Source organism: Paraburkholderia sp. BL9I2N2 (assembly GCF_004339745.1).
In the GTDB taxonomy this organism is placed as follows: domain Bacteria; phylum Pseudomonadota; class Gammaproteobacteria; order Burkholderiales; family Burkholderiaceae; genus Paraburkholderia.
Genome location: NZ_SMGP01000001.1, coordinates 999425 through 1025058 on the forward strand (window position 1 = coordinate 999425; position 25634 = coordinate 1025058).

The following is a 25634-nucleotide window of genomic DNA, read 5'->3' on the forward strand; positions in this document are numbered from 1 at the left end:
CGCGGCATACGCGCGTGCCGACCTCGCTCGGATTTTGCTGGGGTTGGGGCCCTGCTTTACGGTATAATCCGTTTTTCCCGCGAGCATCCAGCGATGACCAAATATGTTTTCGTCACCGGCGGCGTAGTATCTTCCCTCGGCAAGGGTATTGCCGCCGCTTCCCTCGCCGCGATCCTCGAATCGCGCGGTCTTAAAGTCACCCTCCTCAAGCTCGATCCCTACATCAATGTCGACCCCGGCACGATGAGCCCGTTTCAACACGGCGAAGTGTTCGTGACGGAAGACGGAGCGGAGACGGACCTCGACCTCGGCCACTACGAGCGCTTCATCAGCACGAAGATGCGCAAGGCCAATAACTTCACCACGGGCCAGATTTACGAATCGGTGATCCGCAAGGAACGCCGCGGCGATTATCTCGGCAAGACGGTGCAGGTCATCCCGCACATCACGAATGAAATCCAGGCGTTCATCGAACGCGGCGCGGCTTCCGCGACGTGCGGTGAGCCGGACGTCGCGATCGTCGAAGTGGGCGGCACCGTGGGCGACATCGAATCGCTGCCGTTCCTCGAGGCCGCGCGTCAGATGAGCCTGCGCATGGGCCGCAACAGCGCGTGCTTCGTGCATCTCACGCTGGTGCCCTGGGTCGCCACGGCCGGCGAACTGAAGACCAAGCCCACGCAGCACAGCGTGCAGAAGCTGCGCGAAATCGGTATTTCGCCGCACGTGCTGCTGTGCCGCGCCGACCGCCGCATTCCGGACGACGAGCGCGCCAAGATCTCCATGTTCTCGAACGTGCCGGAAGACGCCGTGATCTCCGTGTGGGACGCGGACAGCATCTACAAGATTCCGCAGATGCTGCACGATCAGGGTCTGGACGCGATCATCTGCGAAGAGCTCAAGCTCGCGCCGAAGGCCGCCGATCTGTCCATGTGGTCCGATCTCGTCGAGAAGCTGGAGCATCCGAAGCACGAAGTCACGATCGGCATGGTCGGCAAGTATGTCGATCTGACCGAGTCGTACAAGTCGCTGATCGAAGCGCTGCGCCATGCGTCGATGCATACGTCGACCAAGGTCAACATCGAATACATCGATTCGGAAGAAGTCGAGACGCAAGGCGTCGAGAGCCTCAAGCATCTGGACGCCGTGCTCGTGCCGGGCGGCTTCGGCCGTCGCGGCACCGAAGGCAAGATTGCGGCGATCCGCTATGCACGCGAAGCGAAAGTGCCGTATCTCGGCATCTGCCTCGGCATGCAGCTCGCCGTGATCGAATTCGCGCGCGACGTGGTCGGTCTGAAAGATGCGAACAGCACCGAGTTCGATCAGGAAACGCCGAACCGTGTGGTCGCGCTGATCACCGAATGGTACGACCGCGAAGGCCGCGTCGAGAAGCGCACCGAAGAGTCGGATCTGGGCGGCACGATGCGCCTCGGTTCGCAACGTTGCCCGATCAAGCCCGGCACCATGGCCGAAGAGATTTATGGCAAGGACGTGAACGAACGCCATCGCCACCGTTATGAAGTCAATAACCGCTTCGTGCCCCAGCTCGAAGCCGGCGGCCTTATCATCAGCGCCCGTACCCCGAGTGAAGATCTGCCGGAAATGATGGAATTGCCGCGCAGCATGCACCCGTGGTTCGTCGGCGTGCAGTTCCACCCGGAATTCACGTCCACGCCGCGTGACGGCCATCCGCTGTTCAAGTCGTTCGTCGAAGCGGCGCTCGCGCATCACGAGGCGCGCACGCCGGTCGCAGTCGCGGAGAAAGCATGAAACTGGGCGATTTCGAAATTGGGCTCGACAAGCCGTTTTTCCTGATCGCAGGCACTTGTGTCGTCGAATCCGAACAGATGACGATCGACACAGCCGGCCGGCTGAAGGAAATCTGCGCGAAGCTGAACATTCCGTTCATCTACAAATCGTCGTACGACAAAGCCAATCGCAGCAGCGGCAAGTCGTTCCGGGGTCTGGGCATGGACGAAGGCTTGCGCATCCTGTCGGAAGTGAAGCGCCAGCTCGGTCTGCCGGTGCTGACCGACGTTCACGCCGAGCATGAGATCGAGCAGGTCGCCTCGGTGGTCGACGTGTTGCAAACGCCGGCTTTCCTGTGCCGTCAAACGGACTTCATTCACGCGTGCGCGCGTTCGGGCAAACCGGTCAACATCAAGAAAGGCCAGTTTCTCGCACCGCACGACATGAAGAACGTGATCGACAAGGCGCGCGATGCCGCGCGTGAAGCCGGTCTGTCGGAAGACCGCTTCATGGCGTGCGAGCGCGGCGTGTCGTTCGGTTATAACAACCTCGTGTCGGACATGCGTTCGCTCGCGATCATGCGCGAAACCAACGCGCCGGTCGTGTTTGACGCCACGCACTCGGTGCAGTTGCCGGGCGGGCAGGGCACGAGCTCGGGCGGTCAGCGTGAATTCGTGCCGGTGCTGGCGCGTGCGGCGGTGGCGGTGGGCGTATCGGGGCTCTTCATGGAGACGCACCCGAATCCGGCCGAAGCCAGGTCGGACGGTCCGAACGCCGTGCCGCTGCATCGCATGGCCGATCTGCTCGAGACGCTGGTTACGCTCGATCAGGCAGTCAAGCGCGCGCCGTTCCTCGAAAGCGATTTCAACTGATTCAGGCGTTCACCGCGTGTCACGAGAGCTTTGCATAATGGACCTGGTCGTGAGCACGCGGCGAATGCACGCAATGGTCGTCGAACGTATCGGCGCGCAGGTAGTTTGCCGGGGAGACCGGCTGTGCCAGATACAGTGTCACAGTAAAGAATTCAACGTCATTTCTTGAGGAAACCATGAGTGCTATCGTAGATATCATCGGTCGAGAGATTCTCGATTCGCGAGGCAACCCCACCGTCGAATGCGACGTGCTGCTCGAGTCAGGCACGATGGGCCGCGCAGCGGTGCCGTCGGGCGCGTCGACGGGTTCGCGTGAAGCGATCGAACTGCGCGATGGCGAAGCCGGCCGTTACGGCGGCAAGGGCGTACTGAAGGCCGTCGAGCACATCAACACCGAAATCTCCGAAGCGATCATGGGCCTCGACGCTTCCGAACAGGCTTTCCTCGACAAGACCCTGCTGGAACTCGACGGCACCGACAACAAGTCGCGCCTCGGCGCGAACGCGATGCTGGCCGTATCGATGGCCGTCGCGAAGGCTGCCGCTGAAGAAGCCGGCCTACCGCTGTACCGCTACTTCGGCGGCTCGGGCGCGATGCAGCTGCCGGTGCCGATGATGAACATCGTCAACGGCGGCGCGCACGCCAACAACAGCCTGGACATCCAGGAATTCATGATCGTACCGGTCAGCCAGCCGACCTTCCGCGAAGCACTGCGCTGCGGCGCCGAAGTGTTCCACGCGCTGAAGAAGATCCTGTCGGACCGCGGCATGAGCACGGCCGTCGGCGACGAAGGCGGCTTCGCGCCGAACTTCGGCAGCAACGACGAATGCCTGTCGACCATCCTGCAAGCCATCGAGAAAGCAGGCTACCGCGCCGGTGAAGACGTGCTGCTCGCGCTCGACTGCGCAGCCAGCGAGTTCTACCACGACGGCAAGTACCAACTGGCCGGCGAAGGCCTGCAACTGTCGTCGACGGAATTCGCGGACTACCTCGCGAACCTGGCCGACAAGTTCCCGATCGTGTCGATCGAAGACGGCATGCACGAAAGCGACTGGGCCGGCTGGAAGATTCTGACCGACAAGCTCGGCAAGAAGGTCCAACTGGTGGGCGACGACCTGTTCGTCACCAACACGCGCATCCTGAAGGAAGGCATCGAGAAGGGCATCGCCAACTCGATCCTGATCAAGATCAACCAGATCGGCACGCTGACGGAAACCTTCGCGGCAATCGAAATGGCCAAGCGCGCCGGCTACACGGCCGTGATCTCGCACCGTTCGGGCGAAACCGAAGATTCGACGATCGCGGATATCGCGGTCGGCCTGAATGCCGGTCAGATCAAGACGGGCTCGCTGTCGCGTTCGGACCGCATCTCGAAGTACAACCAGTTGCTGCGCATCGAAGAAGACCTCGGTGATATCGCTAGCTACCCGGGCAAGTCGGCGTTCTACAATCTGCGCTAATGGCTGGTTTGCAAGCGCTGACCGATGAGCCGGTTATCCTTCGTTTTTGATTGACCCCGCCGCCCTGCGTATAGCGCAGGGCGGCGTGTATTTATTGTGCTTACTTCATGCGGCTTGTCACTGCTGTCCTGATCGTTCTACTGGCGCTGATCCAGTACCCGCTCTGGTGGGGGCACGGCGGTTGGTTGCGCGTGCACGAGTTGCAGCAGCAACTGGCGCAGCAAGTGCAAAAAAATGCTGATTCGAAACTGCGCAACGAACGCATTCAGGGCGAAGTGCAGGATTTGCAGAACGGCACGGCCGCAGTCGAAGAGCGGGCGCGTTATGAAATGGGCATGGTGAAGGACAGCGAAGTGTTCGTGCAGTTCGTTTCGCCAAATGCCCCGTTGCCGGCGGCGAACACGCCTTCGGTTACGACGTCCACGCGTGGTGAGATGTCGACCGCCCCGCTGCATGTGGTACCGAATCCGGAGTCGCGCGCGAAGCCGGATCGCAAGCACGGTGGTAAAGCCGCTGCTGAGAAAGACAAGAAGCCTGCGCATTGAGCTGCGCCGAAGCGCAACAACGGTTCAGTACGAAGGATGCAAAAAAGGCACGGTGAGAACCGTGCCTTTTTCTTTGGGCTCGCCGCCGCCCGTCGAACCTGGATTCTCGCGGCGTGTGTGAACTCGCTGCCGCCTACCAGCCCCAGTACGGCCCGTAACCGATGCCGACACCTGTACCCCAGCCGTGCCCCCATCCACCGCCGTAATAGCTGCCGTACACGCTGACAGGCGGCGCGTAGTAACGCGACCACGCCTGTGCCGCATTTTCCGCGGCCATCGCCTGATTCTGCTCGGCCATCACTTGATGGTCGATCGCGTCATAGCGCTCGCGTTCTTCAGGCGTCAGCGGTTGGGCGGTGGCGGCCATGCCCGACTGATCGGCGGGCAGCCGGCTATAAATCGGCGACGGGCCCGGCGGGTCCATCACGCAGCCCGCAAGCGCGCCAATACCGGCGAGGACAGCCAGCACAGCGACCGTGCGCGCACGGCGCAGCAGCGGTATCGGCGAAGTAGGGTAGTTCATGTCCGATCTCCATCGGTCGGATGCCTAAGCAAATCATGCGCCGCGCGCACCGCCAATGATCCAACCCAATGATCAAAGATACCGCGCCGCCCGGGCCCTGAAAACGCAGCGGGCGGCGCGGTATTTTTACTGCCGTAATGCAGGCGTGACAAACCGCCGCTCGGCGCGCATGGACTCCGCGCGCCAACGAGCCGTTCAGTGCCGCTGGTCAGCCGCGGGCGTCACACCTTGTGAGAGCGCCTCGGCGACAAAAAGTTGCGCGACGTCGACCGGATCGAACTCATAACGCTGGTTGCAGAACTCGCAATGAATCTCGACATGGCCGCGCTCTTCGAGCACGCCGTCGACTTCCTCGCGGCCCAGCATCTTCAGCATGCCGCCGACTTTTTCGCGCGAACACGTGCACTCGAAGCGCGCCGTGGCCGGTTCGAAATGCTGGACGTTTTCCTGCCAGAACAGACGGCGGAACACCGTTTCTGGCTCTTCCTTCAGCAGCTCGTCTTGCGACAGCGTGCCGCCCAACGTGCAGACGCGCTCCCACGTGTCCGCGTCCAGATCGCCCGGATGGGGGACGATGCCGCCGTCGCCCGGCAATTTTTGCAGCAGCATGCCGACCGCGCGCTCGGTGTTCGCCGCGAGCCACAGGCGCGTGTCGAGTTGCTCCGAGTGATGCATGTAGTGCTCGAGCACTTCGGCCATCGAGTTGAGCGGGCCGTCCACGCCCGACAGCGGCACGATACTTTGATAGGGCTGCTGACCGGGCTGCTTGTTGGCCGGATCGAGCGTGATCACGCAACGGCCGTGGCCGCTCGCGTTCAGCAGCTCGACCATGCTGGTCGTCTCGCCGATCACGTTGGCCGCTTCGCCGGACAGCTTGGCGGTCGCGCGCATCGACAGATCGGAGCTGCACTGCACCACCAGCATCTTGACCGGGCCATCGCCGAAAATCTGCATGATGAGCGTGCCGTCGAACTTGAGATTCGCCGACAGCAGCGCGCACGCGGCCATCATTTCGCCCAGAACCGTCCGCACCGGCGCCGGATAATCGCGGCGCGTCAGCACTTCCTGCCAGGTATTGCGCAGGGAAACGATCTCGCCGCGCACCGGCGCCGCGCTGAACATGAATTTTTGCAACTGGTCGCTCACAACTTTTCCTCGGTCGAATGACGCAGCGTGATGCCGCGCCGTGCGCGCCGCGCGCTCCGGCTGATTAGCCGATGCGCACGAGCTGCGCCTTGTAATAGTCGCGGCGCTCGGCATAGGTTGCCGCGCCGCGCTGCATGTTGGCGATATCCGTCTCGGTCAGTTCGCGCACCACCTTGGCGGGCGCGCCGAGAATCAGCGAATTGTCGGGAAATACCTTGCCCTCGGTGACGACGGCGCCCGCTCCGACCAGACAGTTGCGGCCGATTACCGCTCCATTCAAGACCACCGCCTGAATTCCGATCAACGAGCCTTCCTTGATCGTGCAGCCGTGCAGCATGACCTGGTGGCCGACCGTCACATTGGGCTCGATCGTCAGCGGAAAACCGGGGTCGGTGTGCAGCACGGCGTTTTCCTGCACGTTGCTGCCGGCGCCAATGGTGATCGGCTCGTTGTCGCCGCGAATCGTCGCGCCGAACCAGACGCTGGCGTTCTCGCCGAGCGTCACGTTGCCGATGATGCTCGCCGAATCGGCGACGAAGACGCTTTCATGGATGGTCGGGGCGGCTTCGCCAAGCTTGTAAATGGTCACGGTGTCTCCTCTTGATCGGTCACTGCGCGCGCCGGACATTGCGCCGAACCGCCCGAAACGTCTTGCCACGCCGGGTTGTCGCGCCTCGTCGGCGCATCGGGCGCGTTGGATGGTCGAATCGAGTATTGTAAACGGTTGTGTGGTTGGGCCGCTTGGTCTGGCCGCGGGGGCGTTCGCCGCTTCGTTGGTCAGGCTGCCGGCCGCGCGGTTGCGGCGCGTGCTTTCACGGCAGTATGCCAAAGCGTCGGTTACCGCCGGCTTAGCCATTTCCTTAGCCATGCCGTTGTTGGCTTCCTTCATAGCTTCCCTTGCCCGATCCGCTTGCCATGATGTCCGCTGTTTCGTCCGTTTCGCCTCATTCACCGGCCACCGAAACCGGCCGCGAGGCCCCTTGCGCGCGCACCCCAGCGCTCGCCGCATTGCGCGAAGCCGATCCGGCCGCCAAGGCCGCCGCGGCCCGGGCGCTCTATGCCGCGGTGCTCGACGGCAGCATGGCATGCGCCGTGGACCTCGAACTCGACGAACCGGCTGGCCTGCCGGGCCGTCCCGCGCGCCCCGAACTGGTCGATCCGCGCGGTTTGAAGCGGCGCAGCATGCAAGCGCCGCAAGGGCGCGCGGTCCTGCTGCACGCACTTGCGCACATCGAATTCAACGCCATCAATCTCGCGCTCGACGCGGTCTGGCGCTTCGGCGGCATGCCCGCCGCGTTCTACACCGACTGGCTCAAAGTCGCCGCCGAAGAGGCCTATCACTTCTCGCTGCTGACCGCGCGCCTCGCTGAATACGGCCACGTCTACGGCGATTTTCCGGCCCACGACGGTCTGTGGGACATGTGCGAGCGCACGCGCGGCGACGTGCTGGCGCGCATGGCGCTGGTGCCGCGCACGCTCGAAGCGCGCGGCCTCGACGCCTCGCCGCCGATCCGCGCGCGCCTGCTGCAGGCTGGCGATCAGGCGTCGGCGGCGATTCTCGACGTGATCCTGCGCGACGAAATCGGCCACGTGCTGATCGGCAATCGCTGGTTTCGCCATCTGTGCGACGGCAGCGGCCTCGACCCTCACGAGACTTACGCGCGCCTCGCCGACCAGTATCACGCACCGAAATTACGTGGGCCGTTCAATTTCGAGGCGCGCCGCGACGCCGGTTTCGACGAAGCCGAACTGGCCGCTCTGGCAGCCCTGGCGGGCCTCGACGCGCCGCAAGCGCAGCTGCCGTCCGCCGGCGACTGAGACCTCCTTCACCATCCGACCCCGCGTATAGGCGGGCTATCTCGTTATAATCGAACGATCATTCTTTTTTGGCGTGCCGTTCATGAACACTTCGCAGTCTGAATTCGTCGCGGTGCGCGGCATCCGCTTGCATGTGCGGCGCTGGGGCAACCCCGACGCCCCGATGCTCTTCATGCTGCACGGCTGGATGGACGTGGCCGCCTCGTTCCAGTTCGTCGTCGACGCGCTGGGCGGCGACTGGCAGGTGCTGGCGCCCGACATGCGCGGCTTCGGCCTGTCGGACTGGCCGGTGGCGGAACGCGGCGGCGGCAACTACTGGATTCAGGACTACGTGGCCGACCTCGACGCCTTGCTCGACCACTACGCGCCGACCGGCGAAGTGAATCTGGTCGGCCACAGCATGGGCGCGAACATCGCGTGCGTGTATGCGGGCGTGCGGCCGGAGCGGGTGCGGCGGGTGGTCGACCTGGAAGGTTTCGGACTCGCGCCGTCGCACTCGGCACAAGCGCCCAAGCGCCTGCGCACCTGGCTCGACGAATTGCGCGATCCGCCGCAGCTGAAGCGCTACGCGTCGCTCGACGACGTCGCCGCGCGCCTGATCAAGACCAATCCGCGGCTCGACCCGAAACGCGCGCAATTTCTCGCGCAGCACTGGTCGAAGCCGGACGGCGAAGGGCGCTACATGCTGCTCGCCGATCCCGCGCACAAGCTGCGCGGCCCGGCGCTGTACCGTCTGGACGAAGTGATGGCGACGTGGCGCAAGGTGAGCGCGAAGGTCCTGCACGTGGAGGCCGCCAATTCGCCGACGCTCGCGCGGATCGCCGGCGAGATTCCGCTCGACGAATTCAAGGCGCGCTTTCAGGCGTTCCCCGACTGGCGCGAGAAGATCATCGACGAAGCGGGGCACATGGTGCATCACGACCAGCCGGAGCAGGTGGCCGCGCTGATCGAGGGATTCTGCGCGTAGCGCTTAAAAAAGTTTGAGGGTTCCCGAGGGGCTACCTTCGGGACGTCCGTTGTGAGATAGCTCTGCGTCCGCTTACTGCGTTGCAGTAAAATGAGCGCAGAACCTTTTCAAGACAACGATGAACGCCGACCTCCACTGTCACTCCACCGTTTCCGACGGCCAGTTCGCGCCGGCCGACGTCGCGCGCCGCGCGCACGCGGGCGGCGTGACGCTGTGGGCGCTCACCGATCACGATGAACTGGGCGGCCAGCACGAAGCCAGAAGCACCGCCGAGGCGCTCGGCATGGACTATCTGAGCGGCGTCGAGATCTCGGTGACGTGGGCGTCGCGCACGGTGCACATCGTTGGGTTGGGCATCGATCCGACCAGTTCGATCCTGATCGACGGTTTGGCGCGCACCCGCAACGGCCGCGCCGCGCGGGCGGAGGCGATCGGCGAACAACTGGCTACGCTCGGCATTCCCGACGCCTATCAGGGCGCGCTCAAATACGTGTCGAACCCGGACATGATTTCGCGCACGCATTTCGCGCGTTTCATGGTGGACAGCGGCTACGCCAGTTCCACCCAGGACGTGTTCACCCGCTATCTCGGCGACGGCAAACCGGGCTACGTGCCGCACCGCTGGGCCAAACTGGCCGACGCGGTCGGCTGGATCCAGGCTGCCGGCGGCGAAGCGATCATTGCGCATCCGGGTCGCTATGCTTACTCGCCGGTTGAATTCGACGCGTTTTTCGCCGAATTCATCGATCTCGGCGGCAAGGCGATCGAGGTAGTGACGGGCAGCCATACGCCCGATCAATACCGCGAATACGCCGATGTCGCGCGCCGGTTCGGTTTCGAGGCGTCGCGCGGGTCAGACTTCCACGCACCCGGCGAAGGCCGCGTCGATCTCGGCACGCTGCCGCCGCTGCCCTCCGATCTGAAGCCCGTCTGGGAACGCTGGCTGTGATCGCGCCGTGCCGTCGCGGCACGTCATGCGCGAAAGCGGGCCGTGCGCCGCACGTGCTTTTCGTCCGATCTTCCGACCGGTGTTCAGCCGCAGTTCAATTTGCCGTCTATCCGCTTCCATCCGCGAGCCAACGTTAGTCGCCATGTCTCAATACTTTCGGCTTCATCCTGATAACCCGCAGCCGCGCCTCGTCAAGCAGGCCGTACAGATCATCAACGATGGCGGCGTGGTCGCGTTGCCGACGGATTCGAGCTACGCGCTCGCCTGCCATCTGGACGACAAGGACGCGGTCGAGCGTCTGCGGCGTATTCGTGGACTCGACGAGAAGCAGTTGCTGTCGCTGCTGGTGCGCGACCTGTCGGAACTCGCGAACTTCGCGATGGTGGACAACCGGCAATACCGGCTGATCAAATCGGTGACGCCGGGCCCCTACGTGTTCGTCCTGCAGGCCACCAAGGAAGTGCCGCGGCGCCTGTCGCATCCGTCGCGCAAGACCATCGGCCTGCGCGTGCCGGATCACGCGATCACGCTGGCGATTCTCGAAGAACTCGGCCAGCCGCTGCTCGGTTCGACGCTGATCATGCCGGGCGAAACCCAGCCGCTGAACGACCCGGAAGAAATCCGCGAGCGTTTGGAGAAGCAACTGGATCTGGTGATCGACAGCGGTCCGTGTGTGTGCGAGCCGTCCACGGTGATCGATCTGACCGGTGCGGAGCCGGTGCTGGTGCGGCCGGGGCGCGGTTCTCTCGCGCCGTTCGGCCTCGAAGAGACGGCATGAGTGAAAGCGGACAGACGCACGCAATCGCGTTGTTACAATAACGAGTTATGGATTCTTCCCTGATACAGACCATTGCGGTTTACGCGCTGCCGGTGATTTTCGCCATCACGCTGCACGAAGCCGCCCATGGCTACGTCGCGCGCTGGCTCGGCGACAATACCGCCTACGTGCTCGGCCGCGTCTCCGTCAATCCGATGCGGCACATCGACCCGCTCGGCACGATTGCGATTCCCTTGCTGCTGTACTTCGCCACCAGCGGTGCGTTCATGTTCGGCTATGCCAAGCCGGTGCCGGTCGCCTTCGGCAATCTGCGCAATCCGCGCTGGGGCAGTCTGTGGGTCGCAGCGGCGGGTCCGGGCTGCAACTTCGTGCAGGCGGTGATCTGGGGTCTGTTCGGTGTCGCGCTCGCGGTGGCGAACGTGGACGAGCCGTTCTTCACGCGCATGGCGGGAGCGGGCGTCGGCGTGAATCTCGTGCTCGGCGTGCTCAACCTGTTTCCGCTGCCGCCGCTCGACGGCGGGCGTGTGCTGATGGCGCTGTTGCCGCCGCGGCAGTCCATCACGCTGTCGCGCCTCGAACCGTACGGGTTTTTCATCGTGATGGCGCTGGTCATGACGGGTACGCTGACGCGATACTGGTTGAACCCGCTGGTCACGATCGGCTACAGCGCGATCACCGCCATTCTGACTCCCCTTGTTTCGCTTTTCTAAATAACCATGTTCCCAGACCGTATCTTCTCCGGCATGCGGCCCACCGGGTCGTTGCACCTCGGCCACTATCACGGCGTGCTGAAAAACTGGGTGCGGCTGCAGTCCGAGTACCCGTGTTTCTTTTGTGTGGTCGACTGGCACGCGCTGACGACGCACTACGAAACGCCCGAAGTGATCGAAAAGAACGTCTGGGACGTGCTGATCGACTGGCTGGCCTCCGGGATCGATCCGGCGCAGGCCACGCTGTTCATCCAGAGCAAGGTGCCCGAGCACGCCGAACTGGCGCTGCTGCTCGGCATGAGCACGCCGCTCGGCTGGCTGGAACGCGTGCCGACCTACAAGGAGCAGCAGGAGAAGCTGAAGGACAAGGATCTGTCCACTTACGGCTTTCTCGGCTATCCGGTGCTGATGGCGGCGGACATTCTGCTGTATCGCGGCTCGCTCGTGCCGGTTGGTGAAGACCAGGTGCCGCACGTCGAAATGACGCGTGAAATCGCGCGTCGTTTCAACTACCTGTACGGCCGCGAACCGGGCTTCGAAGAGAAGGCCAACGACGCCGCGAAAAAGCTCGGCGGCAAGCGCGCCAAGCTCTATCACGAACTTCGCAACGCCTACCAGCAGGAAGGCGACGACGAAGCGCTCGAACAGGCGCGCGCCATGTTGCAGGAATCGCAAAGCCTGTCGATGAACGACCGCGAGCGCCTGTTCGGCTACCTCGAAGGTTCGCGCAAGATCATTCTGGTCGAGCCGCAAGCCATGTTGACGGAGGCGTCGCGCATGCCGGGCCTCGACGGCCAGAAAATGTCGAAGTCGTACGGCAACACGATCGGCCTGCGTGAAGACGCGGAGACCATCACGAAGAAAGTGCGCACCATGCCGACCGATCCGGCCCGCGTGCGCCGCACCGATCCGGGCGATCCCGACAAATGCCCGGTGTGGCAGCTTCACCAGGTCTACACGGACGAAGCCACCCACGAGTGGGTGCAGAAGGGCTGCCGGACGGCCGGCATAGGTTGCCTCGAGTGCAAGCAGCCGGTGATCGAAGGCATTCTGCGTGAGCAGCAGCCCATGCTCGAGCGCGCGCAGAAGTATATGGACGATCCGTCGCTGTTGCGCGCGATCGTCGCCGACGGCTGCGACAAGGCCCGCAGGTTCGCCACGGAAACCATGCGCGAAGTACGCGAAGCCATGGGCCTGTCGTACAACTGAGCCGCGCCGAAGTGATGAGCACTCCCGCTACCGCCATGCATGGATTGGGCGAGCCGTCGCCCTGGGTGCGCGATTGGGCGCATCTGGTCGCGGCGGGCGGCGCGGTGCTCGATGTCGCGTCCGGGGCGGGGCGGCATGCGCGGCTCTTTGCGTCGCTGGGGCATCCGGTGACCGCCATCGACCGCGACGCGGCGGCGCTCGACGCGCTGCGCGACGAGCCGCTCGTCACCCCGCTCGAAGCCGACCTGGAAGGCGCCGCGTGGCCGTTGCCCGCTGACGCGAAATTCGCCGCCGTCGTGGTGACGAACTACCTGCACCGTCCACTCTTTGCGCAGTTGTTGCGCGCGCTCGCGCCCGGCGGCGTACTGGTTTACGAGACCTTCGCGCAAGGAAACGAAAGCGTCGGCAAACCCTCTAATCCGGCGTTTCTGCTGGCGCCCGGCGAGCTTCTCGATCGCGTGCGCGGCCAGCTCAGGGTGGTCGCTTTTCAGGACGGTTTTCTCGCGCAGCCGCGCCCGGCCTACGTCCAGCGGATCTGCGCGATTCTGGAGGCGGAGCGCTCAGACGACCCCGCGCAGGCGGCATCTCCGCGTTGTTACGAGTTGGCTGGCTAATCCGCTACAATCGCGGTTTACCTGATCAAATTCATGGCGTTTCATGACTAACGGCAACCACAGCAGCAACGACAGCGTTCAGATTCGCGGCAGCATTCCTGCCATCATCACCCCGATGCTCGAAGACGGCAGCCTCGATCTGCCGGCGTTTCGCAAACTGATCGACTGGCACGTCGCGGAGGGCACGAACGCTCTCGTCGTGGTCGGCACGAGCGGCGAGTCGGCCACGCTGTCGGTCGAAGAACACGTGCTGATGGTCAAGACCGCGGTCGAGCACACGGCGGGCCGGATTCCGGTGATCGCGGGCTCGGGCGGCAATTCCACGACCGAAGCCATCGAACTCACCCGGCAGGCCAAGGAAGTCGGCGCCGACGCCACGCTCCAGGTCGTGCCGTACTACAACAAGCCGACGCAGGAAGGCATCTACCGCCACTTCGCGAAGATCGCCGAAACCGTCGATCTGCCGGTGATTCTGTACAACGTGCCGGGCCGCACCGTTGCGGACATGAGCAACGAAACCATTTTGCGCTGCGCGCAGGTGCCGGGCATCATCGGTGTGAAGGAAGCGACCGGCAATATCGATCGCGCCGCGCATCTGATCAAATCCGCGCCGGCGCACTTCGGCATCTACAGCGGTGACGATCCCACCGCGATCGCGCTGATGCTGCTCGGCGGCCACGGCAACATTTCGGTCACCGCCAACGTCGCGCCGCGCGCGATGAGCGAGCTCTGCAAGGCCGCCCTGGCCGCGGACGCGAAGACCGCGCGTGAGATTCATCTGAAACTCCTGTCGTTGCATAAGAACCTGTTCATCGAATCGAATCCGATTCCGGCCAAATGGGCACTGCAGCAACTGGGTCGTGTGCAGGGCGGAATCCGCCTGCCGCTCACGCCGCTCGACGCGCAATACCACGAAGTGGTGCGCGGCGCGCTGCGCGAAGCGGGCCTGCTGGGCTAGGCGGATATCCTCCGCGGCACCCACCAGCGCCAACGAAAGCCTGCCACCGGCACTCCCTTAACCGACGTCGATCCAGCCCACGTTCCCGGCACACAGAACCAAGGCACCGCGTTCCAGCATCACGAAGGACCTCATGAAACGTTCCGCACTTTCCCTCCACGCAACCCGCATGGCGGCGCTGGCGCTTGCCCTCACGACGCTCGCCGGCTGTGACACGCTGAACGACTGGTTTGCTTCCGACCGCGTCAACTACAAGGGCGCGGCCAGCGCGCCGCCGCTTGCCGTTCCGAACGATTTGAGCACCACCAAGACCGACGAGCGCTACGTCGCTCCGCCGGCCAATCTGGCGCTGGGCGGTGCGCAGACGCGCGCGGTCACGGCCGCCGGCAATTCGACCGAAGGCCAGCCGAACGCGCAGGATCCGCTCGGCATGCATATCGAACGCGACGGCGATCGCCGCTGGCTGGTCGTCGACGGCCGCTCGCCGGACCAACTCTGGCCGCAGTTGCAGGAGTTCTGGCAGGAGAACGGCTTCGTGCTGAAGACCGACGCGCCGGCCACCGGCATCATGACGACCGACTGGGCGGAAAACCGCGCCAACATTCCGGACGACTGGTTCCGCCGCACGGTCGGCAAGGTCATCGACTTCGCGTATTCGTCGGGCACGCGTGACAGCTTCCGCACGCTCGTGTCGCGTGCGCCGGGCGACACGACCGACATCTCCATTACGCACAGCGCCATGGAGGAAGTGTTGACCGGGCAGGACAAGACGTCGTCGCGTTGGGAAGAGCGCCCGCGCGATCCGGCGCTCGAGGCGCTGTTCCTCACCAAGCTGATGCAGAAGTTCGGCTTGACCGAAGCGCAATCGAAGGAACTGCTGACTGACGCGCGCACGGCCGTCGCGCCGACCACGATCGATCAGAGCGCGGGCGCATCCACGCTCGACCTGCAGGAGTCGTTCGATCGTGCATGGCTGCGCGTGGGCCTGGCGCTCGACCGCACGAACTTCACCGTCGACAACCGCGACCGCGCGAAGGGTATCTACTACGTGCGCTACGCGGACTCGATGCAGGAACTGAAGAAGGAAGGGCTGCTCGGCAAGCTGTTCTACAGCGGCAATTCGTCGAAGAAGCCGGGTCAGGAATTCCTCGTCAACGTGCGTTCGAAGGGCGACACGGTGACCCAGGTGGCGGTGCTGACTGCGAACGGGCAGGTCGACAATTCGTCCGACGCGCAGCGCATCGTGACGCTGCTGCACGCGCAACTGAACTAAACGGACCGTGAGGTTCGCGAGTCTCGGTAGCGGCAGTGAAGGCAATGCCTTGCTGGTGGAAGCGCAAAGCGGCGCGACCACCACGCGTGTACTGCTCGACTGCGGTTTTTCGGCCAAGGAAGTCGAGCGGCGTCTGACGCGGCTCGGCGCGAGCGTCGAAGGTCTCGACGCGATTCTGATCACGCATGAACATAGCGACCACATTGGCAGCGCGCTGACGCTGGCGCGCAAGTGGTCGATTCCGTTGTACATGAGCTGGGGTACCGCCCGCGCGGTGGGCGCCGACGAAGCCGATGTCGACCTGCAGGTGCTGTGGGGCGACGAAGTGGTGGCGATCGGCGACCTCAGCATTCTCCCTTACACCGTTCCGCACGACGCCCGCGAGCCGCTGCAGTACGTGCTCTCGAACGGCGCGAGCCGGCTCGGCGTGCTGACGGATGTCGGCACGTCCACGCCGCATATCAGCTCGGTGCTGAGCGGCTGCGACGCGCTGGTGCTCGAATGCAATCACGACGTGCGGATGCTGGCGGGCAGCCGCTATCCGCAGTCGCTGAAGGCGCGCATCGGTGGCAATCATGGGCATCTGAACAACGACGCGGCGGCCGAAATTCTGGCCTCGCTTGATCGATCGCGGTTGCGCCATCTGGTTGCCGCGCATCTGAGCCAGCAGAACAATTTGCCAGAGCTGGCGCAAGCCGCCATGGCCGGTGTGCTGGGCGCGGCGCCGACGGAAGTGGTGGTGGCGTCGCAGGATGAGGGGTTTGCGTGGCTGAGCGTGTGATCCGCGTCTGATGCTCGATTTCCGGCGCTTCCGACGCCGCGGCGCATGAAAAAAGCCCATAACGATCGCTCGTTATGGGCTTTTTCTTTCAGGGCGAGACGTTTCGAACGCCGCGCCCCCGAAGCAAGCTTAGTTGCGGTTGCCGCCGAAGATACCGAGCAGCGCCAGCAGGTTGACGAACACGTTGTACAGGTCCAGGTAGATCGCGAGCGTGGCGGTGATGTAATTCGTCTCACCGCCGTTCACGACGCGCTGAACGTCGAACAGCATGTAGGCCGAGAAAATCACGATGGCCATGACCGACACCGTCAACATGAGCGCCGGCAGATGCAGGAACACGTTCGCGACCGATGCGAGCAGCAGCACGATCACGCCCATGAATAGCCACTTGCCGAGGCCCGAGAAGTCACGCTTGCTGACAGTGGCGATGGTTGCCATCGACGCGAAGATCACACCAGTGCCACCGAAGGCGAGCATGATCAGCGACGGGCCGTTCGAAAAACCGAGCACGAAGCTCAGGATGCGCGACAGCATCAGGCCCATGAAGAACGTGAAGCCGAGCAGCACGAACACGCCGGCCGCGCTGTCTTTGGTCTTCTGGATGGCGAACATGAAGCCGAAGGCGATCGCGAAGAACGCCAGCATGCTCATGGCCGGACTCGTGGCGGCGAACAGCGAGAAACCGGTGGTGAGGCCCACCCACGCGCCAAGCACTGTCGGAATCATGGACAGCGCGAGCAGCCAGTAGGTGTTCCGTAGCACGCGGTTACGCGTTTCGACCGTGCTGACCGCGCCATTGCGGCCAAAGCTATACGGATGTTCGTTCATGGTCTCTCCTTACCTCAGAAGCGTGATGCGTATGGTTGTGAAGCGGGTTGTGGCGAGTCGGGCTGCGCCGGTGGGAATGTCTGTCGCCGGCCGCGGCGCTCACATCCCTAAGATTGGCGCGCGGGCAGGGAGTTTCAATGCCCGGAAAATACCGACACCGCCTACGCTACCAGTATTCGGAAACTCCTGCTTGGAGTCTTTCAATGTTGTAAGGGTTCAATCGCAATCATACACGGGAACATGCTACAATAGCGGATTCATTTGAATCTGTAACCTCTTAATTTTTTGGAGTTTTTATGGCGATCGAACGCACCCTGTCGATTATCAAGCCGGACGCAGTGGCCAAGAACGTGATCGGCCAGATCTACAGCCGTTTCGAAAACGCTGGTCTGAAGATCGTGGCTTCGCGCATGGTTCACCTGTCGCGCGCCGACGCGGAGAAGTTCTACGCCGTGCACGCAGCACGTCCGTTCTTCAAGGACCTGGTCGATTTCATGATCTCGGGCCCGGTCGTCGTGCAAGCGCTCGAAGGCGAAAACGCCATCCTGAAGCACCGTGACCTGATGGGTGCAACGGACCCGAAGAAGGCGGAAAAGGGCACGATCCGCGCCGACTTCGCCGACAGCATCGACGCGAACGCAGTGCACGGTTCCGACGCGGCTGAAACGGCTGCCGTCGAAATCGCGTTCTTCTTCCCGCAAGTGAACGTCTACTCGCGTTAAGCAGGACTTGCCTCGCGCGATTCGTGCAGCCGACTGGATTTATCGCACGAATCGCCCGGCAAAGTAGTAAGGTAAAAGCAGCAGGAATGGGCGCGAACGGCATTGCGTTCATGCAGCTTGTTGCATGAACGTAGTCTCGCACTGAAATGGCAGGATTCGATATGACGAGCAGTCCCACCGTCAACCTTCTCGACCTCGACGCCCAAGGGCTGGTCGCCTACTGCGACAGCCTGGGCGAGAAGCCGTTTCGCGCCAAGCAATTGCAGCGCTGGATTCACCAATACAACGCTGCCGACTTCGACGGTATGACCGATCTCGCGAAGTCCTTGCGCGAAAAGCTCAAGGGGCGCGCCGCGATCTCGATGCCGGGCATCGTCAGCGACCATATTTCGACCGACGGCACACGCAAGTGGCTGATCGACGTCGGCAACAGCAACGCGGTTGAAACCGTCTACATTCCCGAAGAAACGCGCGGCACGCTATGCGTGTCGTCGCAGGCCGGGTGCGCGGTCAACTGCCGTTTCTGTTCGACCGGCAAACAGGGTTTTTCCCGCAATCTCACCACCGGCGAAATCATCGGCCAGCTGCGCATGGCTGAGTTCGCGCTGCGCGCATCGCGCGGCGTGGACGGCGGCCGCGCAACGGGTGGCGACGGCAAGGGCGAGCGGGTCGTCACGAACGTCGTGATGATGGGCATGGGCGAGCCGCTGCTCAATTACGACGCGGTCGTGCCGGCTATGCGCCTGATGCTCGACGACAACGCCTATGGCCTGTCGCGCCGCCGTGTCACGCTGTCCACCTCGGGCGTCGTGCCCATGATGGACCGGCTCGGCGCCGATCTGCCGGTGGCGCTCGCGGTCTCCTTGCATGCGCCCAGCGATCCGCTGCGCGACATGCTGGTGCCGCTGAACAAGAAGTACCCGCTGCGCGAACTGATGGCGGCTTGCCAGCGCTATCTGAAGGTCGCGCCGCGCGACTTCATTACGTTTGAATATTGCATGCTCGACGGCGTGAACGACAGCGAAGCACAAGCGCGCGAATTGCTCGCGCTCACGCGCGACGTGCCGTGCAAGTTCAACCTGATTCCGTTCAATCCGTTCCCCGAATCGGGCCTCATCCGCTCGAAATCGGAACAGATCAAACGGTTTGCACAAGTGTTGATGGACGCGGGCGTCGTCACCACGGTGCGTAAGACACGCGGCGATGATATCGACGCTGCCTGCGGTCAGTTGGCCGGCGCGGTGAAAGACCGCACACGGCTCGCTGAGCGCACCGGGAAGGCAGCGAAGATCATCGAGGTTCGCGCCGTGTAATCGTGCGGGGATGGCAGGGCGCCGGCGTTCGGAGAAAGCTCCGCGAACGTGCGACAGCCTGCTGTGCCGGTGTCGATTGAAAAGAAAGTTTGCAGAAGCGATCGGAAGCGGCGCACAAGGCCGCACATTTTGTTATAAACGGTCTGCGATTCGGACGTGAGGCTTGAGCCCGTCCGGGTTGCACAAGTGAAAAAGAATCGACGCGAAAGGATTTGGGATGAGTGAGCCGCAGCACCCGCAGCCGCAGGACACAGACACGAACGAAGGCCATCCGGCGCCAGTCGCACGGGCGGCGGTGCAGCCTGTTGTGCAGCCGGGCATGGACTCGTTGGCGGCGGCTGGCGCGCGCTTGACCCAATTGCGTGAATCGAAAGGTTGGACGATCGACGACGTGTCAGCGCGTCTGAAGGTGTCCGCCATCAAGCTGCGTGCGCTCGAATCGGGCGACATCAGCCACTTGCCGGACACGACCTTCGCGTTGGGCGTGGTGCGCAGCTACGCGAAGATGCTCGGCGCGGATCCCACGCCGTTCACGGCGGCATTGCGTCGCGAAAAGGGTGTGCCGGCGCCGGATCTGTCGATGCCGGCGTCGTCGGGTAGGGATTTGCCGCGCGGCAAGGTATCGCTCTCGCTGGGCGGCAGTGGGCAGAAGAGCCGCTCATGGTTGTGGGGCGTGGCGGCGGTGATCGTCGCCGTGATTGCGCTCGGCATGTGGCACACCAATGGCGGCGATTCGTCGGCGTGGCTTGCACGATTGAAAGCGAGCGCGAGCAGTGCCGCTGGCGGCGCGACCGGCGCATCGGGCGCGGTGGCGCAGGGTCAATCGGCAGGTTCGGAAGCCACCGCGGAAGAGGCTGCTTCGGCGCCGGACGCACAGGCAGCAGCAGACAACGCAGCGTCGGCTACGCCGATGCCCGCACCGCTCGCCACCGGCGCGGCGCCTTCGTCGGCGCCGGCAGTCACGGCAATGGCGGCCGCGCCTAAGGCTGCCGCAACGCTGGGCGCAAGTACGCCGGCGGTGGTCGCGGGGGCGTCGGCGGCAACGGTGGCGCCGGCTGCAGGTCAGTCGATCGTTGCGTTGAGCGTAAAACAGGACAGCTGGTTCAGCGTGCGTGGCAAAGATGGCAAGGAAGTGTTTTCCGGCCTCGTGCACGCGGGCGACACCAAGGAAGTAACGGGCGAAGCGCCGTTCAAGGTCACGGTCGGCAACAGGGCCGGTCTCGACTCGCTGACGCTCGATGGCCAGCCGGTCGATCCCGCAAAATATGCGGCGGCCAAAGGCAACGTGGCGCGCTTCGCGCTGCCTTGACAGATACGGTATGCGCCGCGGCCAACCGGTCCGCGGCGCTTTTTCAATTCAGGCGCTACGTCTTTTGTGTGGCGCATGCGGCGTAAATGGGTTTTTCGATGCAATCCGAAGCTCAATCCCAATCCAGTAGCAAGATCGTTTCCAACGAGCCGGTGTTCGGCGGCCAGGCCGCGCGGCGCAAGTCGCACGCGGTCGACGTCCGTTGGGGCGGCCAGCTCGTCACCATCGGTGGCGACGCACCCGTGCGCATCCAGTCGATGACCAACACGGATACCGCGGACGCCATCGGCACCGCGATCCAGATCAAGGAACTGGCGCAAGCCGGCTCGGAACTGGTGCGTATCACGGTGAACACGCCGGAAGCGGCTGCGGCCGTGCCGGCCGTGCGCGAGCAGCTCGATCGCATGGGTGTGTCGGTGCCGCTGGTCGGGGACTTCCATTACAACGGCCATCTGCTGTTGCGCGATTACCCCGCGTGCGCGGAGTCGCTGTCCAAGTACCGGATCAATCCGGGCAACGTGGGCCATGGTGCAAAGCGCGACACGCAGTTCGCGCAGATGATCGAAGCCGCGGTGAAGTACGACAAGCCAGTGCGTATCGGCGTCAACTGGGGCAGTCTCGATCAGGATCTGCTCGCGAAGATGATGGACGAGAACGCCACGCGTGCCACGCCGTGGGAAGCGCAAAGCGTGATGTACGAAGCGCTCATTCAGTCGGCGATCGGCTCGGCGGAGCGGGCGGTCGAACTCGGTCTGGCGCGCAATCAGATCATCCTGTCGTGCAAGGTCAGCGGCGTGCAGGATCTGATCGCCGTGTACCGTGAACTCGCGCGCCGTTGCGACTTCGCGCTGCATCTCGGCTTGACCGAGGCGGGCATGGGCTCGAAGGGCATCGTGGCATCGACGGCGGCGTTGTCCGTGTTGCTGCAGCAAGGCATCGGCGACACGATCCGCATCTCGCTTACGCCGGAACCGGGCGCCTCGCGCACCGGCGAAGTAATCGTCGGCCAGGAAATCCTGCAGACCATGGGTCTGCGCTCGTTCACGCCGATGGTGATCGCGTGTCCGGGTTGCGGCCGTACCACCAGCACGCTGTTCCAGGAACTGGCGTCGCAAATCCAGACTTATCTGCGCACGCAGATGCCGGTGTGGCGCGATCAATATCCTGGCGTCGAAAAGATGCACGTCGCGGTGATGGGTTGCATCGTCAACGGTCCGGGCGAATCGAAGCAGGCGAATATCGGTATCAGCCTGCCGGGTTCGGGCGAGAACCCGGCCGCGCCGGTGTTCATCGACGGCGAAAAGGTGAAGACGCTGCGTGGCGAAAACATCGCGCAAGAATTCCAGCAAATCGTGAGTGACTACGTCGAGCGCCGCTATGGCCGCGCCGAAGCGCTCAACTAAATATCGGCTATCGAAGACAGATGACTGAACAGAAGAAAAAGCTCGAAAAGCTCTCCGGCGTGAAGGGCATGAACGACATCCTTCCGCAGGAAGCCGGGCTGTGGGAATTTTTCGAAACGACCGTCAAGTCGATGCTGCGTTCGTACGGATACCAGAATATTCGTACGCCGATCATCGAGCATACGCAGCTGTTCAAGCGCGGTATCGGTGAAGTGACCGACATCGTCGAGAAAGAGATGTACAGCTTTACCGACGCGCTGAACGGTGAAAATCTGACCATGCGCCCGGAAAATACCGCAGCGGTGGTGCGCGCGGCGATCGAACACAACATGCTGTACGACGGCCCGAAGCGCCTGTGGTACATCGGCCCGATGTTCCGCCATGAGCGTCCGCAGCGCGGCCGCTATCGCCAGTTTCATCAGGTCGGCGTGGAAGCGCTCGGCTTTGCCGGTCCGGACGCCGACGCTGAAATCATCATGATGTGCCAGCGTCTGTGGGACGATCTCGGCCTGATGGGCATCAAGCTCGAAATCAACTCGCTGGGTCTCGCGGAAGAACGCGCGGCGCACCGCGTCGATTTGATCGCGTACCTCGAAAAGCACATGGACGTGCTCGACGAAGAAGCGAAGCGTCGTCTCTACACGAACCCGCTGCGTGTGCTCGATACGAAGAATCCGGCCATGCAGGAAGTCGCGCTGAACGCGCCTAAGCTGATCGATTTTCTCGGCGAAGAATCGCGCGCACACTTCGAAGGTTTGCAGCGCATCCTGAAGGCGAACAACATTCCGTTCACGATCAATCCGCGTCTCGTGCGCGGTCTCGATTATTACAATCTGACCGTGTTCGAATGGGTGACCGACAAGCTCGGCGCGCAGGGCACCGTCGCGGCCGGCGGCCGTTACGATCCGCTGATCGAGCAACTCGGCGGCAAGCCCACGGCGGCATGCGGCTGGGCCATGGGCGTCGAGCGGATTCTCGAATTGCTGAAAGAAGAGCAGCTCGTCCCGGAAGATGAAGGTTGCGACGTGTACGTGGTCCATCAGGGCGACGCGGCGCGCGAGCAGGCCTTCATCATCGCCGAGCGTCTGCGCGACACCGGCCTCGACGTGATCCTGCATTGCAGTGCCGACGGTCAATCGGCCAGCTTCAAATCGCAGATGAAACGTGCCGACGCAAGCGGCGCGGCCTTCGCCGTGGTGCTCGGTGAAGACGAGATCGCCAACGGCACGGTCGGCGTGAAACCGCTGCGCGATACAAATGCTAACGGCGGTAAAAACGAGCAACAAAACGTGCCGGCCGAAGACTTGACCGAATTTCTAATCAATGCGATGGTTGCAACCGCCGAAGACGGCGACGACTGATCGCGATGTCGTCGAGCCGGTTGGTTCCCAATCGGGTTCGACACGCACACGTAGCAAGAAAGAGGAAATCGCCGGGCAATGAGTTACCACGACGAACAAGAATCGATTGAAGGTCTGAAGGCATGGTGGGCGCAGTGGGGCAATGCAACCACATGGATCGTGCTGGTGGCGCTGGTGGCCGCGGCTGGCTGGAACGGCTGGAATTTCTGGCAGCGGCGCGAGGCGGCGGAAGCCGCCGTGCTGTATGACCAGGTGCAGCAAGCCGTGACATCGGGCGACAAGGCGAAGATTACGCGCGTCGCCACCGACATGGAAGACAAGTTCAGCCGCACCGCCTATGCGCAGATGACCGCGCTGGGCGCCGCCAAGGCGCTGTACGCCGCCGGCGACGAAGCTGCCGCGAAGGCGCAACTGCAATGGACCATCGATCACGCGAAAGATGACGAGTTCAAGCAGATCGCCAAGCTGCGCCTCGCTTCGCTGCTGCTCGACGACAAGGCTTACGACCAGGGCCTCGCGCTGCTCGCCGAGCCGCAGTCCGACGCGTTCAAAGGCATCGTGGCGAACGGCCGCGGCGATCTGCTCGCCGCTCAAGGCAAGCGCGACGATGCGCGCGCGGCCTACAAGCTGGCCCTCGACTCCCTGTCGAAAAACGATAGTTCGGCACGCCAGTTGATTCAGTTCAAGCTGGACGCGCTGGGCGGCTGATCGCCGCATATGAGCGCCACAATCAGCGCCGCATGCGACGACCAACCGGTCTCCTTTAATTAATTTCCTGAATGCTTCGTCCACCGATGAATCTGCTGAAACGTTACGCTGTGCCCGTTGCCTGTGCGATGACCGTGCTCACCATGGCGGCTTGCTCATCCACGAAAGACGAGCGCCGCGTGCCGACGCCGCTCACCGAGTTCAAACCCGTGCTCGACGTGCAGCAGGCCTGGAAGGCGAGCGTCGGTAAGGCAGGGCGTTACCTGTTCTCGCCGGTTGCGGTCGGCAATGCGGTGTACGCGGCTGGCGCAAACGGTTCGGTTGCGAAGATCGACGCGCAGACCGGTCAGGACGTTTGGCGCGTCAAGCTGCGCGACGACCTCTCGGCAGGTGTCGGCAGCGACGGCACGCTCACGGCGGTCGGCGGCCTGAAGGGCGACGTCTACGTGCTCGGCGCGGACGGCAAGCAACTGTGGACCGCCAAGGCGCCGGGCGAGATCATTTCGCCGCCGCTCGTCGGCAACGGCCTCGTGGTGGTGCGTACGGTCGACGGTCAGATCGTCGCGTTCAACGCGCAAACCGGCGAGCAGAAGTGGAACTACCGCAATCGCGCGGTGCCGCTCAATCTGCGCGTGTCGTCGGGCATGACGTTCGCGGGCGACGCGGCGGTGCTGGCCGGTTTCCCGGGCGGCGCGTTCGCGGCGATCAACCTGCAAACGGGCGACAACTACTGGCAAACGCCGGTGTCCTATCCGAAGGGCGTGACGGAAGTGGAGCGTATCAACGACGTGACCGGTCCGCCCACGCTGGTCGGCTCGGAAACCTGCGCTGTGACGTTCCAGGGCCAGATTGGCTGTTTCGACGCGAACTCGGGCCGCGCCGTGTGGGAAAAGGCGTTCTCCAGCACGAGCGGTCTGGCGCAGGATGACAGCGCCGTGGTCGCGGCGGACGACTGGTCGGTGGTATCGGCGTTCGACGTCAGCAGCGGCGCGCCGCTGTGGAAGAACGACAAGCTGAAGAACCGCGACCTGAGCGTGCCGTTCATTCTGGGTCACGCCGCGGTACTGGGCGACTACCAGGGTTACGTGCACTTCCTGTCCCGCGACGACGGTACGCTCGTCGCGCGCGTGAAGACCGACGGCAGCCCGATTACCGCGGCGCCGGTGCTCGCCGGCGAAACGCTGGTGGTACTGACGCACGACGGCGATCTGTACGGCTACCGCCCGCGCTGATCGCGCGAGGCAATCGCCGTCTGGCGTGCAGGCCGGCTTTGCCGGCCGCGCGCGTTTTTGTCGGGTTTTCCGTTTGAGTTGTAGTTGCAGGGCAGAGTGAGCAGAAGAATTCGCCGGACTGGCTGGTCCGGCAAGTCGGATCAGACATGGCGCACGGGCCCACGTGGCCATCGGTGGTTGCTTGCGGCACCACCTTCGGCGGCATCCTCGCACGTACCGCAAAGAATCGTATTCGAACAGGCGTGCGAGCCGTCGAGTAGTAAAGACTGAACCTGGCGGCCCCATGGCGCCGCCCATACAGCCAAACCCCCGTCCGCCCGGGTGCGCATATTGACAGCACATCCGGGGCTGGCCGAATTCGTGATAATTTTCGTCAAACGCTGCCGTGTAGCGGCCGCATGGCGTCGCT

General features: G+C 63.5%; 25 protein-coding genes. 21 read left to right on the forward strand and 4 right to left on the reverse strand.

The window, feature by feature from the left end:
* Window positions 1-93 precede the first annotated feature (93 nt).
* The 4 genes from B0G74_RS04610 to ftsB all read left to right on the forward strand — a co-directional run bounded on the left by B0G74_RS04610 (window position 94) and on the right by ftsB (window position 4623).
* The gene (locus tag B0G74_RS04610; protein WP_132373840.1) at window positions 94-1767 is read left to right on the forward strand and encodes a CTP synthase; all 1674 of its coding nucleotides are present in this window, start codon (window positions 94-96) and stop codon (window positions 1765-1767) included.
* On the forward strand, window positions 1764-2618 hold the full coding sequence (gene kdsA / locus B0G74_RS04615) for a 3-deoxy-8-phosphooctulonate synthase (RefSeq protein WP_132373841.1): 855 nt from the start codon (window positions 1764-1766) through the stop codon (window positions 2616-2618). Before B0G74_RS04610 ends, kdsA begins: the two co-directional genes overlap by 4 nt.
* A 176-nt stretch (window positions 2619-2794) precedes the next feature.
* The gene (gene eno, locus B0G74_RS04620) at window positions 2795-4078 is read left to right on the forward strand and encodes a phosphopyruvate hydratase (RefSeq protein WP_054038196.1); all 1284 of its coding nucleotides are present in this window, start codon (window positions 2795-2797) and stop codon (window positions 4076-4078) included.
* A gap of 107 nt (window positions 4079-4185) precedes the next feature.
* Window positions 4186-4623, forward strand: coding sequence for a cell division protein FtsB (ftsB, locus tag B0G74_RS04625; protein ID WP_132373842.1), 438 nt, complete (start codon window positions 4186-4188; stop codon window positions 4621-4623).
* Window positions 4624-4756: 133 nt separating this feature from the next.
* Here the strand turns inward: ftsB and B0G74_RS04630 are convergent, their stop codons facing one another.
* The 3 genes from B0G74_RS04630 to B0G74_RS04640 form a co-directional block, all read right to left on the reverse strand.
* Window positions 4757-5146, reverse strand: coding sequence for a hypothetical protein (locus tag B0G74_RS04630; protein WP_132373843.1), 390 nt, complete (start codon window positions 5144-5146; stop codon window positions 4757-4759).
* A gap of 195 nt (window positions 5147-5341) precedes the next feature.
* Window positions 5342-6292 carry an Hsp33 family molecular chaperone HslO gene (gene hslO, locus B0G74_RS04635; RefSeq protein WP_132373844.1) on the reverse strand — a complete coding sequence of 317 codons (951 nt, stop codon included), beginning with the start codon at window positions 6290-6292 and terminating at the stop codon, window positions 5342-5344.
* Window positions 6293-6356: 64 nt separating this feature from the next.
* A complete protein-coding gene (locus tag B0G74_RS04640) occupies window positions 6357-6881 on the reverse strand; it encodes a gamma carbonic anhydrase family protein (RefSeq protein WP_132373845.1) in 525 nt (174 codons plus the stop codon).
* Window positions 6882-7207: 326 nt separating this feature from the next.
* On the opposite strand from B0G74_RS04640, the gene B0G74_RS04645 reads away from it, so the two are divergent.
* From B0G74_RS04645 to B0G74_RS04690, 10 genes are all read left to right on the forward strand, one after another.
* On the forward strand, window positions 7208-8110 hold the full coding sequence (locus B0G74_RS04645; RefSeq protein ID WP_132373846.1) for a ferritin-like domain-containing protein: 903 nt from the start codon (window positions 7208-7210) through the stop codon (window positions 8108-8110).
* 82 nt (window positions 8111-8192) lie between these two features.
* Entirely contained in the window at window positions 8193-9077 is an 885-nt protein-coding gene (locus B0G74_RS04650; RefSeq protein ID WP_132373847.1) for an alpha/beta hydrolase, read from the forward strand.
* Between the two features lie 118 nt (window positions 9078-9195).
* Entirely contained in the window at window positions 9196-10026 is an 831-nt protein-coding gene (locus B0G74_RS04655; protein WP_132373848.1) for a 3',5'-nucleoside bisphosphate phosphatase, read from the forward strand.
* Between the two features lie 142 nt (window positions 10027-10168).
* Window positions 10169-10804 carry an L-threonylcarbamoyladenylate synthase gene (locus tag B0G74_RS04660; protein ID WP_132373849.1) on the forward strand — a complete coding sequence of 212 codons (636 nt, stop codon included), beginning with the start codon at window positions 10169-10171 and terminating at the stop codon, window positions 10802-10804.
* 47 nt (window positions 10805-10851) lie between these two features.
* The gene (locus tag B0G74_RS04665; RefSeq protein ID WP_132373850.1) at window positions 10852-11514 is read left to right on the forward strand and encodes a site-2 protease family protein; all 663 of its coding nucleotides are present in this window, start codon (window positions 10852-10854) and stop codon (window positions 11512-11514) included.
* A 6-nt stretch (window positions 11515-11520) separates the two neighbouring features.
* The gene (locus B0G74_RS04670; RefSeq protein ID WP_132373851.1) at window positions 11521-12723 is read left to right on the forward strand and encodes a tryptophan--tRNA ligase; all 1203 of its coding nucleotides are present in this window, start codon (window positions 11521-11523) and stop codon (window positions 12721-12723) included.
* A 14-nt stretch (window positions 12724-12737) separates the two neighbouring features.
* Complete coding sequence (locus tag B0G74_RS04675) at window positions 12738-13337, forward strand: class I SAM-dependent methyltransferase (protein ID WP_132373852.1); 600 nt, start codon at window positions 12738-12740, stop codon at window positions 13335-13337.
* A 43-nt stretch (window positions 13338-13380) separates the two neighbouring features.
* A complete protein-coding gene (gene dapA / locus B0G74_RS04680) occupies window positions 13381-14295 on the forward strand; it encodes a 4-hydroxy-tetrahydrodipicolinate synthase (protein WP_132373853.1) in 915 nt (304 codons plus the stop codon).
* A 133-nt stretch (window positions 14296-14428) separates the two neighbouring features.
* Window positions 14429-15568, forward strand: coding sequence for an outer membrane protein assembly factor BamC (gene bamC, locus B0G74_RS04685; RefSeq protein ID WP_132373854.1), 1140 nt, complete (start codon window positions 14429-14431; stop codon window positions 15566-15568).
* Window positions 15569-15575: 7 nt separating this feature from the next.
* The gene (locus tag B0G74_RS04690) at window positions 15576-16349 is read left to right on the forward strand and encodes an MBL fold metallo-hydrolase (RefSeq protein WP_132373855.1); all 774 of its coding nucleotides are present in this window, start codon (window positions 15576-15578) and stop codon (window positions 16347-16349) included.
* Between the two features lie 129 nt (window positions 16350-16478).
* Here B0G74_RS04690 and B0G74_RS04695 read toward each other — a convergent pair whose 3' ends face one another.
* Window positions 16479-17177 (reverse strand): Bax inhibitor-1/YccA family protein, encoded by a 699-nt coding sequence (locus B0G74_RS04695; RefSeq protein ID WP_106279488.1) that lies wholly within the window; start codon window positions 17175-17177, stop codon window positions 16479-16481.
* A 296-nt stretch (window positions 17178-17473) separates the two neighbouring features.
* On the opposite strand from B0G74_RS04695, the gene ndk reads away from it, so the two are divergent.
* The 7 genes from ndk to bamB all read left to right on the forward strand — a co-directional run bounded on the left by ndk (window position 17474) and on the right by bamB (window position 25225).
* Window positions 17474-17899, forward strand: a complete 426-nt coding sequence (gene ndk, locus B0G74_RS04700; RefSeq protein WP_012433533.1) for a nucleoside-diphosphate kinase — start codon at window positions 17474-17476, stop codon at window positions 17897-17899.
* A gap of 161 nt (window positions 17900-18060) precedes the next feature.
* Entirely contained in the window at window positions 18061-19212 is a 1152-nt protein-coding gene (rlmN, locus tag B0G74_RS04705; protein WP_132373856.1) for a 23S rRNA (adenine(2503)-C(2))-methyltransferase RlmN, read from the forward strand.
* A 217-nt stretch (window positions 19213-19429) separates the two neighbouring features.
* Entirely contained in the window at window positions 19430-20521 is a 1092-nt protein-coding gene (locus tag B0G74_RS04710; RefSeq protein ID WP_132373857.1) for a helix-turn-helix domain-containing protein, read from the forward strand.
* Between the two features lie 86 nt (window positions 20522-20607).
* A complete protein-coding gene (gene ispG / locus B0G74_RS04715; RefSeq protein WP_132373858.1) occupies window positions 20608-21924 on the forward strand; it encodes a flavodoxin-dependent (E)-4-hydroxy-3-methylbut-2-enyl-diphosphate synthase in 1317 nt (438 codons plus the stop codon).
* 20 nt (window positions 21925-21944) lie between these two features.
* Window positions 21945-23285 carry a histidine--tRNA ligase gene (hisS, locus tag B0G74_RS04720; protein ID WP_132373859.1) on the forward strand — a complete coding sequence of 447 codons (1341 nt, stop codon included), beginning with the start codon at window positions 21945-21947 and terminating at the stop codon, window positions 23283-23285.
* Between the two features lie 78 nt (window positions 23286-23363).
* Window positions 23364-23993: a tetratricopeptide repeat protein gene (locus tag B0G74_RS04725; RefSeq protein WP_132373860.1), complete on the forward strand. Its 630-nt coding sequence runs from the start codon at window positions 23364-23366 to the stop codon at window positions 23991-23993.
* An 86-nt stretch (window positions 23994-24079) separates the two neighbouring features.
* Complete coding sequence (gene bamB / locus B0G74_RS04730; protein WP_132373861.1) at window positions 24080-25225, forward strand: outer membrane protein assembly factor BamB; 1146 nt, start codon at window positions 24080-24082, stop codon at window positions 25223-25225.
* Window positions 25226-25634 lie beyond the last annotated feature (409 nt).